Here is a 13,031-nt window from a genome sequence, read left to right on the forward strand (position 1 = left end):
CGGGCATGACCTCACTCATCCGCCACCTCACCATCGACTGCGCCGACCCCTACGCCCTCGGAGGTTTCTGGGCCGAGGTGCTGGGCGGAGCCGTCAGCGACGAGGACCGTCCCGGCGACCCCGAGGCGCTGGTGGAGAGCGCGTCCGTGGGCGTCCTGCTCATCCGCGTCCCCGAGGGCAAGTCCGCCAAGAATCGCCTGCACATCGACCTCCAGCCCCAGGACCGCACCCGGGACGAGGAGGTCGACCGGCTGCTCGCCCTCGGCGCCACCCTCCAGGGTGACCACCGCCGCCCCGACGGTACGGGCTGGGTGACCCTCCACGACCCGGAGGGCAACGAGTTCTGCGTCGAGCGCGGTGCGGCCGAGCGGGCGAACTAGCCGGCCACCAGGACGGAACGACCGGCCGGAGCCGTCCCGGGTGAACCACTGGCGGCGGTCCGGCCAACTTCCCCTCCAGGGCTGCCCATCAGTGCCATGGGCCCCGCATACTCACCCGTGTCCCACCGGCCCACCACGGGAGGCACTCATGGCACCGACCACCCGCCGCAGAGCCCTCGGCGCGTTCGCCGCCGCACTGGCCACCGGTGTCGCCGCACCACAACTCGCCCACGCGGGCGGGAAGCCGCGCGGCCCGCGCCCGCTGACGCGGGCCCACGCCCACAACGACTACGACCACCCGCGCCCGCTGTTCGACGCCCTCGACCATCGCTTCAACAGCGTCGAGGCCGACATCTACCTCGTCGACGGCGACCTCCTCGTCGCCCACGACCCCGTCGACCTCGACCCGGCGCGCACCCTCGAATCCCTCTACCTCGCCCCGCTCGCCGCCCGCGTCCGCGCCCACCACGGATCGGTGTACCGGGGATGGCGCCGGCCGCTCCAGCTCCTCGTCGACATCAAGACCGAGGGCGCCGCGGCCTACCGCGAACTCGACCGCCAACTGAGCCGTCACCGAGGTCTGTTCACCACCTACGCGCACGGCAAGGTGCGCCCCGGACCCGTCACCGCCGTCGTCTCCGGCGACCGCGCCGCGGGCCCGGTCATCGCGGCCCAGCCCACCCGCAGCGCCTTCTACGACGGCCGGCTCACCGACCTCGGCACCGCGGACCCCGCCTCCTTCATCCCGCTCATCAGCGACAACTGGACGAACAACTTCACCTGGCTGGGCAGCGGCCCGATGCCCGCCGCCGAACGCGACAGGCTGCACGGCATCGTCTCCGCCGCGCACGCCCACGGGCAGCGTGTCCGCTTCTGGGCCACCCCGGATTTCCCCGGGCCCGAACGGGACGCCGTGTGGCGCGAGTTGATCGCCGCCGACGTCGACCACCTGAACACCGACGACCTCGCGGGCCTCGAGGCGTTCCTCACCGCCCACGACCGGTGATCGTTGCGGCTTCATGAACAACTCCCGTATCCGCATGGACACTTCAAGCATGGGCGCCTAGCTTCGCGGCATGCCGCTTCGCAGACACCTCGCCCGCACCCTCGCCGTCACGCTGACCTTGGCCGGGCTCGGTCTCGTCGGCCCGGCCGGTGCCGGGGCCGACGAGATCCCCAAGGCCCCGGGCCACCGCCTGGTCCCGCAGTACGAGGGCGCCCCCGCCCAGCCCCAGGCGGTTCCCGGCCCGGCCCCCGATCAGCACCCCTACCTCGCGGGGAACGGCCGCAGCGGCATGCACGCGGACGCCTGGGGCAGCGCCACCTACCCCTGGAGCGGCCCGAACGGCAACGCCCCGCAGGTCACCAGCGAGCAGATGGCCGCGCTCGGCGGCGAGTGCGCCACCGTCACCTTCGACAAGGAGGGCCGCATCGTCACCGTGTGCGGCACCTTCACCGGCTTCCTGGTCAAACTCCTCGACCCGCACAGCCTCAAGACCCTCGCCGAGTACAAGCTCCCCCAGCGCCCCTCCACCGTCGAGGCCATCACCACCCTCGACTTCTCCAAGATCTTCAAGGACACCTCGGGCGGCGCCTACTCCTACCTCGACGACCAGGACCGCCTCGTCCTCGCCGACTCCCGCCAGCACATCCTGCGGCTCGCCCACACCCGCAAGGCCGACGGGAGCTGGGAGTTCAAGGTCACCGACGACTGGGACCTGACCGGCGTCGTCCCACACGACTGCGCCTCCTGGACGAACCTGTACCCGAGCGGCGAGTGCGACCCCGTCACCTCCGTGATGCCGGACTGGCAGGGCCGCGTGTGGTGGGTGACCCGGCAGGGCCGCGTCGGCACCGTCGACCCCGCCACCGGCACCATCAGGTCGGTCCGCCTGGAGGGCGAGGAGATCCAGAACTCCTTCTCCGTGTCAAAGGACGGCGTCTCGATCGTCACCGACCACGCGCTGTACAGCTTCGCTGCCGCTGCCGACGGCACCCCGAAGACCGTGTGGCGCCAGACGTACGACCGCGGCACGGGCACCAAGCCCGGCTCGGTGAACCAGGGTTCGGGCACCACCCCCGACCTGTTCGGCATCCAGGACGACTACGTCGCCATCACCGACAACGCCGACGACCGGATGAACGTCCTCGTCTACCGGCGCGGCGCCGACGTCCCCGCCGACGAACGCCTCGTCTGCAAGGTGCCCGTCTTCGGCTCCGGAGCGTCCACGACCGACAACTCCCTCATCTCGTACGGGAACAGCCTCGTCGTCGAGAACAACTACGGCTACGAGAACATCACCTCGCTCACCTTCGGGCGCAGCGTCGTCGGCGGCGTCACCCGGATCGACGTACGCGCCGACGGCAGCGGCTGCGACACGGTGTGGGAGAGCGGTGTGCGCTCCCCGTCCACCGTGCCGAAGCTCTCCACCGCCAACGGGCTGCTGTACTTCTACACCAAGGAGCCCAACTCCCTCGGCGTGGACGCCTGGTACCTCACCGCCGTCGACTTCCGCACCGGCGCCACCCGCTGGAAGCGGCTCGTGGGAACCGGCGTCGCCTACGACAACAACTGGGCGCCCGTGACACTCGGTCCCGACGGCACCGCCTACGTGGGCGTCTTCAACGGCCTGGTCGCCGTACACGACAGCTGACGCCTTGCGCCCCCCCGCTCCCGGCTAGGCGTCGACCAGCCGGGAGCGGATCAGGAAACGTACTCCCTCCGGCGCCTCCAGGGAGAAGCCGCTGCCGCGGCCCTCGACGACGTCGACGATGAGGCGGGTGTGACTCCACACCTCGTACTGGCTCCTGGACATCCAGAACGACACCGGCTCCGCCACCCCCTCCACCATCAGGTCCTGGAGCAGCACGTCGGAGCCGCCGGTACGGAACTCGCCCGCCGGGTAGCACATCGGAGCGCTGCCGTCGCAGCAGCCGCCGGACTGGTGGAACATCAGCGGGCCGTGGGCCGCGCGCAGCCGCCGCACCAGTTCGGCGGCCGCGGACGTCAGCTCCACGCGGGGTACATCGGTCATACGGGGAAGCATCCGGGGCGGGACGTTGCGACGACGTTGCACGCGTGGGCGCCGCGCCCGCATAGGCTCCCCGCATGGAACAGAGGGAGATCATCCTGCGGGCCATCGGTGTGCTCACCGAGACGCAGGAGATGGTACGCAGACTCAGCGACGGAGAGGAACTGGACACCGACCTGTCCCAGCTGGGTCAGCTGGTGTCGGAGGTGTTCCCGACAGTGGAGATCCCGGCCGGAGCCACCGCGGAACAGGCGGCGGAACTGACCATCGCCGCGCTCATGCCGGCCAGCGTGTCGCTCGTGGAGGCGTTCGCGTTCCTCTTCACGCAGCTCGCCAAGGTGCACGACGAGGGACGCGCCGACGTCAACTCCGTGGAACTGCTCAGAGAGATCGCGCTGCGGATGTCCGACCCGGGCGAGGCCGGGTCGGACTGACCCCAGGAACCGAGCGGTTCCGCGCGCCCTACTTGTTCGGGTCGCGGAACCGGCCGAAGGCCTTCGTCAGCGCGCTCAGCGGCGAGCCGTCCGGCTTCGTGCCGGGCGGCGTCAGCGGCAGGCCCGACGGCACGCCGTCACCCTTGCGGGCCTCGTTCAGCGCGGACTGCGCCGCCTCGGCCGCCTCCTTGTACGCGTCACGGGACTTCGTCATCGCCTCCAGCGCCTCGGCGTAGCGGCCGACCATGTCCTGCGCGTGCGCCAGCTCCTCGTCCGGCGTCAGTAGGTGCCAGCCCTTGCGCAGCCGGGCCAGAGCCTGCTCCGCGTCCTCGGGCAACGGCCTCGGGAGCGTCGCGAACTCGGTGATCCTGGCGATGAGTTCGGACGGCTCGGTGCCGTTCAGGAACACGTTCGACACCGCGGCGCGCTCCGCGTCGTAGCCCGGCAGCGGCGGCTGCGTCGGCAGCACGACGGCGCCGCCCCGCGGCATCCGCACACCCAGCTCCCGCTTCAGCGCGGCGTCCGCGATCTGCGACTGCTCGGGCGACGCCCGGTGCTCTATCACCCGGTGCCGCAGGCTCGGCGGCAGGAACGGCGTGATCGGCCGCTGCCCGCTCGCGTCCGGCGTCATCGCCTCGTGCACCACGACGTGCGTGTACCAGCTGCGCCGCGCCCAGTCCCTGACCTGGTGCCGCAGTTCGTCGGGATCCTTGGGCAGATGGTTCGTGGCCCGCAGCCGCAGCCCCGAGACCGTGTCGTGGTCCCAGCCGACCCGGTCGGTGTCCGGCCAGAACATCGTCGCGGGCGACGCCCAGCCCAGCTCCCAGGGCCGCTCGGCCTCGGCGGCGAGCACCCAGACGATGCCGTCGCCCTCCCTGCGGCGTGCCTCGACGTCGAACGTCGTCAGCTGTGCGCGCACCGTGACGTCGTCGGCGACCCGCCACCGCGCCTCGAACTGCCGGCGGGCGAGCGGACCAGGATCGGCGTCCTCGTCGCGCGGGTGCAGCACGGAGGAACGCGCCGCCTCGACCGGATCCAGGTCGAGGAAGTCGTCGAGCACCCCGGCCGCCTTGAGGGCGATCAGGTTGCGCCGGAGGTCCTGCTCGGGCTCGTGTCCGAGATGCCGCCCACGGGACAGCCACACGGTGTCGGGGGCGGGGGTGAAGGAAGAGTTCTTCTTGGAGGTCATGGAGTCGTTCTGTGGGCGGTCGGGGCGCAGACAGTATGGTCCGAGGACCTGTCGGCGCGCTCTGTCGGGGTGGGTCGGTGTCGGGATTGTCGCGCGTGGGCGCCGAATCCGTCGGACGGTGAATGCCGGGTGTGTCGTGTTCCGCCGTCCGCCGCAGCGCGCGTACGCGCCGACCGGTGTCTGTGCCGGTGCCCGCGCCCCCGTGGGGCGCGGGGGGCCGTCCGCCGCCGTGCGGGTCCTGTGCGCATGTCCCGATCCGCCTTCCCTCAGCCGTTCGCGTCCGCCGCGCCCGTCCGTGCGCCCGTCCGCCGTTCCCGATCCCGTAGGCTCGGCGGATGGCCAGGTACTTCGACGTCCACCCCGCGAACCCGCAGGCACGCATCATCGGAGCGGTTGCCGACGGCATCCGAGACAGTGCACTTGTCGCCTACCCCACGGACTCCTGTTATGCACTCGGCTGCCGCCTCGGCAACCGGGAAGGTGTCGACCGGATCCGGTCGATCCGGCATCTCGACGACAAACACCACTTCACACTCGTCTGCCAGGACTTCGCGCAACTGGGCAGATTCGTGATGATCGACAACGACGTGTTCCGCGCGATCAAGGCGGCCACACCGGGCAGCTACACCTTCATCCTGCCCGCGACCCGCGAGGTGCCGCGCCAGCTCCAGCACCCGAAGAAGAAGACGGTGGGCGTCCGCATCCCCGACCACGTCGTCACCCAGGCGCTCCTCGCCGAGCTCGGCGAGCCGCTGCTGTCGAGCACCCTGCTGCTGCCCGGCGAGGACGAGCCGCTCACCCAGGGCTGGGAGATCAAGGAGCGGCTCGACCACGTCGTGGACGCCGTCCTCGACTCCGGCGACTGCGGCACCGAACCCACCACGGTGATCGACTTCTCGTCCGGCGAGGCCGAGGTCGTGCGGCGCGGCGCGGGGGATCCCGACCGCTTCGAATGAGCACCGCCGCCGACCCCGCCCGTCACCGCTTCGGGAACGGGCGGGTCCGGCGTCGCCGGCGTATCGAGCACCGCTCGCGGCTACGGTTCCCGGGAGTCGCGCGCGAGGGTCCCCAGGAAGCGGATGTGCGGCCGCTCGCCCGGCTCCGGGACGCTCACCCGGGCACGGACCCCGTACACGTCCGCGATCAGCTCCTCGGTGAGGACCTCGTCCGGCGTGCCCGCCGCGACGACCCGGCCCCGGCGCACCACGACGACCTGCGCGCAGTACGCGGCTGCCAGATTCAGGTCGTGCAGCGCGACGACGCTCGTCAGGCCGAGCCCGGTGATCAGGTCGAGCAGTTCCAGCTGATGCTGGATGTCCAGGTGGTTGGTCGGCTCGTCGAGCAGCAGCTCGCGCGGCTCCTGGGCCAGGGCGCGCGCGATCTGCGCCCGCTGCCGCTCGCCGCCCGACAGGGTGTGCCACAGCCGGTGCGCCTTGTCGGCCAGACCGCTGCGCTCCAGTGCCGAGCGGACCGCGGCCTCGTCGGCCGTGGACGCCGGCGTCCACGCGCGACGGTGCGGGATCCGGCCGAGCCGTACCACGTCGGCCACCGTCAACTCGACCTGCGTGTCCGCCTGTTGCTCGACGACGGCGACCCGCCGCGCGACCGTGCGGCGCGGCACGTCCGCGAGCGGCACCCCGTCGAGGGTGACGACACCGGTGTCCGGGGCGAGCACCCCGGCGAGCACCCGCAGCAGCGTCGACTTGCCCGAGCCGTTCGGGCCGAGCAGACCCGTCACGGTGCCGGGGCGCGGCGCGAGCGCCACCCCGTCGAGGATCAGGGCGCCGCCGGCCGACCAGGACACGCGCTCCGCGTGCAGCCCGGCCGTCACCGCACGGCCCTGCGCCGGTACAGCACCGCCACGAACGCGGGCACACCGATCAAGGACGTCACCACTCCCACCGGAACCTCCTGCGGCGCCAGGACCGTACGCGCCGCCGTGTCCACCCAGACCAGGAACACCGCGCCGGCGAGCGCCGTCACCGGCAGCAGCCGGGTGTGCCCGGGCCCGACCAGGGCGCGGGCCGCGTGCGGCAGCACCAGGCCGACGAAGCCGATCGCGCCCGCCGCGCTGACCAGCACCGCGGTCAGCAGGGCCGTCACGCACAGCAGGATCAGCCGGGTGCGGGCCACGTGGACGCCCAGCGCGGCCGCCGCCTCCGGGCCGAAGGCGAACGCGTCGAGCGTGCGCCCGTACCCGAGACACACCACCAGCGCGACCACGAGCACCGCGAGGCACAGCCACACCTCGGTCCAGCCGACGCCGCCGAGCGAGCCGAGCAGCCAGAACAGCACGCCGCGGGTGGTCTCCGCGTCGGCGGCCGTCAGCACCACGACCGAGGTCAGCGCGGAGAACAACTGCATCGCCGCCACCCCGCTGAGCACCACCCGGTCCGTCGTGCCGCCCAGGGTGTGGCTGAGCAGCAGCACCAGCGCGAACGAGACGACCGCGCCGATGAACGCCCCGCCCGACACCGACAGCGCGCCGCCGCCCACCCCCAGGACCACGACGAGCACGGCGCCCGCCGACGCTCCCGAGGACACCCCGAGCACGAACGGATCGGCGAGCGGATTGCGCAGCAGCGCCTGTAGCACCGTGCCGCACACGGCGAGCCCGGCCCCGCACACCGCCGCGAGCAGCGTCCGCGGCAGCCGCAGATTCCATACGATGCCGTCGCGGATCGGCGACAGGTCCGAACTGCCCCAGCCGAGCCGCGCGCCCACCGCCGACCACACGTCGCCGACGCCGATCCGCGCGGGCCCGAAGGTGATCGCCACGGCGACGGACGCGCACAGCGCGAACACGCCCGCCGCCCAGTACAGACCGGAGCGCAGCGCGGTGGCACTCACCGGGCGAGACCGAACTCGCCGAGCGCGGCGGCCACCTTCTCGACCCCGTCCACGGTGCGGATCGTCGGGTTCATGTCCTGCCCGCGCAGCAGCACGTACCGCTTCTCGCGCACCGCCGTCATGTTCTTCGTGACGGGATCGGACTCCAGGAACCTGATCTTCTGCGCGGCGGACTCGGCCGACTGCGAGCGGCGCGTCAGATCGCCGATGACGAGGACGTCCGGGTCGCGGTCCGCGACCGTCTCCCAGCCGATCTGCGGCCACTCCTCATGGGTGTCGGCGAAGACGTTGCGCAGCCCCAGCTCCTTGGTGATGACACCCGGGGCGCCGCAACAGCCCGCCATGTAGGGCGAGTCGGAGTTCGCGAACCAGTACAGCACGCTGACGTCCGAGGTGTCGGCCGCCGAAGCGGCCTTGTCCACGCGGGCCGTGAGCGTGTCGATGAGCTTCTCGCCGCGCTCCTCCACGTGGAAGATCCGCGCCAGGTCGCGTATCTCGCCGTAGACCGTGTCGAGGGTGAGCGCCTCGGTCCGCTCGCCGTCGCCGTCGCCGCTGTTGTCCTTGCCGGCGCAGTCACTGGGGGAGAGGTAGGTGGGGACCCCGAGTTCGGCGAACTTCTCGCGCGAGGCCACCCCGCCCTTGCTGAGGGTGTACGTGAACGAGGCCGCGGCGAAGTCGGGTTCGACGGAGAGGACCTTCTCGAAGGAGGGGTAGCGGTCGGCGAGCCGGGGCACCCGCGCGTTCGCCTTCTCAAGTCCCTTGAGCACCGGGTCCGTCCACGTGCCGGTGCCCACCATCCGGTCGGCGAGACCGAGCGACAGCATGATCTCCGCCGCGCCCTGGTCGAGGGCGACGGCACGCTGCGGGGCACGGTCGACACGTACCTTCGTACCGCAGTTGTCGACCGTGACGCCGCGCGCCGACTTCTCGTCGCCAGCGCCGTCGGCCGGCCCTCCGCACCCGGCCAGGAACACGGCGCCGGCCAACAGTGGTGCGCCGCGGCGGACATGACGGGCGAAGCGAGCGGGCAGCACGGGGAATCCTCTGCGTCCAGGGCTCATACGCGGAGCCGGTCTACGGTCCGCCCCCGGCCGCGGAACGCCCCGGAGGCCGCCAGCAGGTCTTCGGACTCGGGGTCGTCCGCGCGAAGCGCCTTCCCAGACCGTGTCACCGGCCCAGTGGCTGTGGCTCCGCCCGTCACCCTCACCGCTGCGCGTCAGCTCCGGATTCCCACCGGATTCCCTGACCCGTGCACGGACAGACCGTGCAAAGGTACGACTGGCCCGGCGAAAGTATCACGGGCCTGGTGGGAGCCCTGGTGCCGGGGTTTTCGCGAGCGCGGGCGCTCAGCCGCCGAGGAACGCGCCGACCTCCGCCGCGAACTCCTCCGGCGCCTCCTTGTGGACCAGATGCCCGACCGGGATGGTCAGGAGCCGCCCGCCGGGAATCCGCCGCGCCAGCTCCGCGACACCGTCCTGCGGCACATGGCTCAGCGGCCCGCCCGCCACCACCAGCGTCCCGGCGGTGATCGCACCCAGCCGCTCCAGCCAGTGCGCGGGCGGGGTGTCGAGCTGCGGCCGGACCTGCACCAGCATCTCCCAGTCGAAGCCCAGCTCCCCGTCCGGGCGGACCAGCGGCGGAGGCGTCCGCGGGCGGGGCAGCGGCACGTCCTCGAGCACCAGCCGCGTCACCCGCTCCGGCTCGGCCGCCGCCAGCAGATGCGCGACCACACCACCCATCGAGTGTGCGACGACCCGTGTCCGGTCGAGCCCCAGGGCGTCCAGGAACGCGGCCACGTCGTCGCGCATCAGCTCCAGGGAGTACCGGCCCGGCCAGTCGCTGTGCCCGTGCCCGGGCAGGTCGAGGGCGTACACCCGGTGGTCGCGGGCGAACGCCGGGGCCACCGGTGCCCAGTCGGCAGCGCCCTCGCCCAGACCGTGCAGCAGCAGGAGCGGCACGGCGTCCGGCGGCCCCGACACCTCGTAGGACAGCCGGATCCCCGCCACTCGTACCGTCCGCCGCTCCGGCATCATTCCGGTGCCCCCGCCCTCGCCCGGCCAACAGGCCTGCCGTGAAGATCAGTTGGTCCCACGAGCCTACGTCGAACCGGGCGGCCGGAGAGCGTCGTGACACACATCACCGCAGCGGCCCTCCGAACCCGGAATGCGTGGCCGGACCGGGCGGCTGCACTGCAGGTCACCTGCATTCCGGGACTCCGGATTTTGCCCATGGACGTACGTGAATATCCTTGAACGTTCTGGAAAAACCCGCCCGTCACACCCCGCACGTCTCCGAAAGGTTCCCCCGCACCATGCCGCTGGCCCTGTTGGCCCTGGCCGTTGTCGCGTTCGGCATCGGCACGACCGAGTTCGCCACGATGGGGCTGCTGCCCCAGATAGCCGACGGCGTCCATGTCTCCGTGCCCCACGCGGGAAACCTCGTCTCGGCCTACGCCCTCGGCGTCGTCGTCGGCGCCCCGCTGCTCACCGGCATCGGCGCGCGCATCCCGCACAAGCGGCTGCTGCTGCTCCTGACCGGCCTCTTCGTCCTCGGCAACGCCGCGTCCGCGCTCGCCCCCTCCTTCGGCACGCTCTTCGCCGCCCGCTTCCTGGCGGGCCTGCCGCACGGCGCCCTCTTCGGCGTCGGCGCCGTCGTCGCCTCCCGCCTCGTCGCCCCGGACCGGGCGGCCCGCGCCGTGTCGAAGATGTTCCTCGGACTCACCGTCGCGAACATCGTGGGCGTGCCCGCAGGCACCGCGCTGGGACAGCAGCTCGGCTGGCGCGCCGCCTACTGGGCCGTCGCCGTCATCGGTGTCGTCGCCCTCGCCGCGCTCGCCGTCTTCGTTCCCCACCAGCCGCGCGGCGAGCAGTCCGGCATCCGGCACGAGCTGCGCGCCATGGGCAACAAGCAGGTCGCGCTGGGCCTCGCCACGGCCGTCGTCGGCTTCGGCGGCTTCTTCGCCGTCTACAGCTACCTCGTCCCGATGCTGACGCACCTCACCGGCATCTCGGACTCCTCCACCACCCTGGTCCTCGCCCTGTACGGCGTCGGCATGACCGCCGGCACCCTCCTCGCGGGGCCGCTCACCGACCGCGCGCTGCGCCCGACCCTGTACGGCGGTCTCGCGCTGCTCGCCGCAGCGCTGGTGACGTTCTACTTCACCGTCCACAGCACGGTGCCCGCCCTGCTGACGATCACCTTCATCGGCGCGATGGGCTCGCTGATCACCACGCCGGTCCAGATGCTGCTCATGGCCAAGGCGAAGAACGCCCCCACCATGGCCGCCGCCTCCAACCACTCCGCGTTCAACCTGGCCAACGCGGGCGGCGCGTGGATCGGCGGTCTGGTCATCTCGGCCGGCTGGGGCTGGGCCGCGCCCAACCTCGCCGGAGCCGTGCTCGCCGTGGCCGGCCTGGGACTCGCGCTCGTGGCCGGTCTGACCGACCGGGGCGGCCGGAGCTCCGAGGTCGCCGCGGCCTCGCCCGGCGAGAGCGCGGAGCAGCGCCCCGCACCGGTCGAGACGAGCTGACCCGGTCCCGCGCCGCCGCTCAGGGGTGCAGGGTGGGCCGGTAGCTCAGCTCCTGGATGTCGCCGCCGAGCGTCCGGCTCTCGATCAGCTCGAGATCGAAGTCCTCCGCACCCGCGAAGACCGGAGCGAGCCCGGTACGGCCCGTGATCACGGGGAAGACCGTCACCTGCACCCGGTCGACCAGTCCGGCGGCCATCAGCGCCCGGTTCATCGCGAGGCTGCCGTGCGAGCGCAGCGGCACCGCCGACTCCGCCTTGAGCCGGGCGACGACATCGACGGCGTCACCCTTCTCGACGGTGGCGTCGGGCCAGTCGAGGGGACCGTCCAGCGTCGACGACACCACCGTCGCCGGAAGCTCCCTCATCCGGGTGACCCAGGGGTCCCGCACGTCGGAGTCCTCGGTGCTCGCCGCCAGCATCTGCGCGAACAGCCGGTACGTGTTCGCCCCGATGACCATCCGCTGGTCGGTGCCGTACTGGGCGAGCCGGTGGGCGAGCAGCTCGGGCCCCTGCTTGCCCCAGTACCCGGTCCAGTCGCCGCCGGCCCCGCCGAAGCCGTCGAGGCTGGAGAAGACGTCGAAGGTGTATGTGGTGGTCATGGCGTTCCCCTTGTCCGTGGGCGTTCCCGGGTGAAAGCCCCGTCGGTGAGTGAGACCGTCCGGCGCGGCGGGACTCATCGGCCGGGGGCGGCTCCGTCCAGGATCTCCGCCGCGCCCCGTCGCCGCGCCCGGTGGTACGTGCACGGGTGATACATCCGGCCGCCGTGGGCCTCTACGCTGGACGTGCGTCGTCAGCACGGCTTGGGCGGGTGGAACGCATGGGGTGGTCCGTATCGGTGCCGGGCATCGAGGTGTCGGTCGCCGCGCAGCCCGAGCGGACCGTCGTGCACGTCGCGGGCCGCCTCGACGAGGACGCCGTGGTCGCGCTGCGGCAGCAGCTGGCGGACCACCACCGCTGCCTGGTCCTCGACTTCAGCCGGGTGTCCTTCGTGGGGATGGCCGGAGTGGCGCTCGTCGAGGCGGTCGCCGAGCAGGTGCGCGCGGCGGGCGGTGAGCTGGAGGTCTGGGGCGTCGACGATCCCCGGCTGCGGCAGATGCACGAGAGCGGCCGGCTGCGTGCCCTGTGCCGGCACGCGGGACGCGGTGCGGAGACCACCGCCCCGGCCGAGAGCCGCAACCGGCTGGTGATGCGGGAGGCGCTGGCCGCGGCCCTGCGCGTGACCGGGGCTCCGATGGGCAACGCCCAGCTCCTGGACTCCGCCTCGCAGTCCCTGCGCATCACGACACAGCGCGGCTTCCACCAGCCGTTCCTGGACTTCTTCCGCCGCGTGGAGACCAGGGCGCACGGCAGCACCTGCGGCACGGCCGCCGCACAGCGCAGCGCCGTCTACGTGGAGGACGTCCGCGAGTCCGATCTGTTCGTCGGCACACCGGCGGCGGAGGTCCTGGAGGACGCGGGGGTGCGGGCCGTCGCCTCGCTGCCCGTGATGACGGCGGCGGGCGACCTGGCGGGGATGCTCTCCACCCACTTCGCCCGGCCCACCGTGTGGACGCCCGAGGTGCGGCGCGAGCTGGCGTACGTGGCCGAGGCGGCCGGCCGGCTGATCCGCTGACCGGCC

Annotated in this window: 14 protein-coding genes and 1 riboswitch; of the genes, 7 read left to right on the plus strand and 7 right to left on the minus strand. The window is 72.4% G+C overall.

All coding sequences use genetic code 11. The features are described 5' to 3' along the window. Positions 1-5 precede the first annotated feature (5 nt). The 3 genes from ABII15_RS36355 to ABII15_RS36365 all read left to right on the plus strand — a co-directional run bounded on the left by ABII15_RS36355 (position 6) and on the right by ABII15_RS36365 (position 3,034). Positions 6-380 (plus strand): VOC family protein, encoded by a 375-nt coding sequence (locus ABII15_RS36355; RefSeq protein WP_353946545.1) that lies wholly within the window; start codon positions 6-8, stop codon positions 378-380. Positions 381-528: 148 nt separating this feature from the next. After that, the gene (locus ABII15_RS36360) at positions 529-1,386 is read left to right on the plus strand and encodes a phosphatidylinositol-specific phospholipase C/glycerophosphodiester phosphodiesterase family protein (RefSeq protein WP_353946546.1); all 858 of its coding nucleotides are present in this window, start codon (positions 529-531) and stop codon (positions 1,384-1,386) included. A gap of 70 nt (positions 1,387-1,456) precedes the next feature. Beyond that, on the plus strand, positions 1,457-3,034 hold the full coding sequence (locus ABII15_RS36365; protein WP_353946547.1) for a hypothetical protein: 1,578 nt from the start codon (positions 1,457-1,459) through the stop codon (positions 3,032-3,034). 24 nt (positions 3,035-3,058) lie between these two features. Here the strand turns inward: ABII15_RS36365 and ABII15_RS36370 are convergent, their stop codons facing one another. Next, positions 3,059-3,415, minus strand: a complete 357-nt coding sequence (locus tag ABII15_RS36370) for a DUF779 domain-containing protein (protein WP_353946548.1) — start codon at positions 3,413-3,415, stop codon at positions 3,059-3,061. Between the two features lie 74 nt (positions 3,416-3,489). Here ABII15_RS36370 and ABII15_RS36375 point away from each other — a divergent pair, with 74 nt between their 5' ends. After that, positions 3,490-3,846, plus strand: a complete 357-nt coding sequence (locus ABII15_RS36375; protein WP_353946549.1) for a hypothetical protein — start codon at positions 3,490-3,492, stop codon at positions 3,844-3,846. A gap of 28 nt (positions 3,847-3,874) precedes the next feature. Here the strand turns inward: ABII15_RS36375 and ABII15_RS36380 are convergent, their stop codons facing one another. Beyond that, positions 3,875-5,035, minus strand: coding sequence for a hypothetical protein (locus ABII15_RS36380; protein ID WP_353946550.1), 1,161 nt, complete (start codon positions 5,033-5,035; stop codon positions 3,875-3,877). A 335-nt stretch (positions 5,036-5,370) separates the two neighbouring features. Here ABII15_RS36380 and ABII15_RS36385 point away from each other — a divergent pair, with 335 nt between their 5' ends. Continuing rightward, positions 5,371-5,991 carry an L-threonylcarbamoyladenylate synthase gene (locus ABII15_RS36385; RefSeq protein ID WP_353946551.1) on the plus strand — a complete coding sequence of 207 codons (621 nt, stop codon included), beginning with the start codon at positions 5,371-5,373 and terminating at the stop codon, positions 5,989-5,991. Positions 5,992-6,071: 80 nt separating this feature from the next. Here the strand turns inward: ABII15_RS36385 and ABII15_RS36390 are convergent, their stop codons facing one another. From ABII15_RS36390 to ABII15_RS36405, 4 genes are all read right to left on the minus strand, one after another. After that, positions 6,072-6,866: an ABC transporter ATP-binding protein gene (locus ABII15_RS36390; RefSeq protein WP_353946552.1), complete on the minus strand. Its 795-nt coding sequence runs from the start codon at positions 6,864-6,866 to the stop codon at positions 6,072-6,074. Beyond that, a complete protein-coding gene (locus ABII15_RS36395) occupies positions 6,863-7,870 on the minus strand; it encodes an iron chelate uptake ABC transporter family permease subunit (RefSeq protein WP_353947311.1) in 1,008 nt (335 codons plus the stop codon). The genes ABII15_RS36390 and ABII15_RS36395 overlap by 4 nt, the downstream gene beginning before the upstream one ends. 11 nt (positions 7,871-7,881) lie before the next feature. After that, positions 7,882-8,916, minus strand: coding sequence for an ABC transporter substrate-binding protein (locus ABII15_RS36400; RefSeq protein ID WP_353947312.1), 1,035 nt, complete (start codon positions 8,914-8,916; stop codon positions 7,882-7,884). 66 nt (positions 8,917-8,982) lie between these two features. Next, positions 8,983-9,163, minus strand: a riboswitch (cobalamin riboswitch). A gap of 68 nt (positions 9,164-9,231) precedes the next feature. Next, positions 9,232-9,891 (minus strand): alpha/beta fold hydrolase, encoded by a 660-nt coding sequence (locus ABII15_RS36405; RefSeq protein WP_353946553.1) that lies wholly within the window; start codon positions 9,889-9,891, stop codon positions 9,232-9,234. A 305-nt stretch (positions 9,892-10,196) separates the two neighbouring features. Between ABII15_RS36405 and ABII15_RS36410 the strand changes: the two genes are divergently transcribed. Next, positions 10,197-11,414: an MFS transporter gene (locus ABII15_RS36410; protein ID WP_353946554.1), complete on the plus strand. Its 1,218-nt coding sequence runs from the start codon at positions 10,197-10,199 to the stop codon at positions 11,412-11,414. A 19-nt stretch (positions 11,415-11,433) separates the two neighbouring features. On the opposite strand, the gene ABII15_RS36415 is transcribed toward ABII15_RS36410, so the two are convergent. Further along, the gene (locus ABII15_RS36415; protein WP_353946555.1) at positions 11,434-12,012 is read right to left on the minus strand and encodes a dihydrofolate reductase family protein; all 579 of its coding nucleotides are present in this window, start codon (positions 12,010-12,012) and stop codon (positions 11,434-11,436) included. Positions 12,013-12,230: 218 nt separating this feature from the next. Between ABII15_RS36415 and ABII15_RS36420 the strand changes: the two genes are divergently transcribed. Further along, a complete protein-coding gene (locus tag ABII15_RS36420) occupies positions 12,231-13,025 on the plus strand; it encodes a GAF domain-containing protein (RefSeq protein ID WP_353946556.1) in 795 nt (264 codons plus the stop codon). Positions 13,026-13,031 lie beyond the last annotated feature (6 nt).

Source organism: Streptomyces sp. HUAS MG91 (assembly GCF_040529335.1).
Classification (GTDB): domain Bacteria; phylum Actinomycetota; class Actinomycetes; order Streptomycetales; family Streptomycetaceae; genus Streptomyces; species Streptomyces tabacisoli.

Coding starts and splice junctions, on each gene's coding strand:
- ABII15_RS36355 (WP_353946545.1), top strand. CDS start 6: ATGACCTCACTCATCCGCCACCTCACCATCGACTGCGCCGACCCCTAC.
- ABII15_RS36360 (WP_353946546.1), top strand. CDS start 529: ATGGCACCGACCACCCGCCGCAGAGCCCTCGGCGCGTTCGCCGCCGCA.
- ABII15_RS36365 (WP_353946547.1), top strand. CDS start 1,457: ATGCCGCTTCGCAGACACCTCGCCCGCACCCTCGCCGTCACGCTGACC.
- ABII15_RS36370 (WP_353946548.1), bottom strand. CDS start 3,415: ATGACCGATGTACCCCGCGTGGAGCTGACGTCCGCGGCCGCCGAACTG.
- ABII15_RS36375 (WP_353946549.1), top strand. CDS start 3,490: ATGGAACAGAGGGAGATCATCCTGCGGGCCATCGGTGTGCTCACCGAG.
- ABII15_RS36380 (WP_353946550.1), bottom strand. CDS start 5,035: ATGACCTCCAAGAAGAACTCTTCCTTCACCCCCGCCCCCGACACCGTG.
- ABII15_RS36385 (WP_353946551.1), top strand. CDS start 5,371: ATGGCCAGGTACTTCGACGTCCACCCCGCGAACCCGCAGGCACGCATC.
- ABII15_RS36410 (WP_353946554.1), top strand. CDS start 10,197: ATGCCGCTGGCCCTGTTGGCCCTGGCCGTTGTCGCGTTCGGCATCGGC.
- ABII15_RS36415 (WP_353946555.1), bottom strand. CDS start 12,012: ATGACCACCACATACACCTTCGACGTCTTCTCCAGCCTCGACGGCTTC.
- ABII15_RS36420 (WP_353946556.1), top strand. CDS start 12,231: ATGGGGTGGTCCGTATCGGTGCCGGGCATCGAGGTGTCGGTCGCCGCG.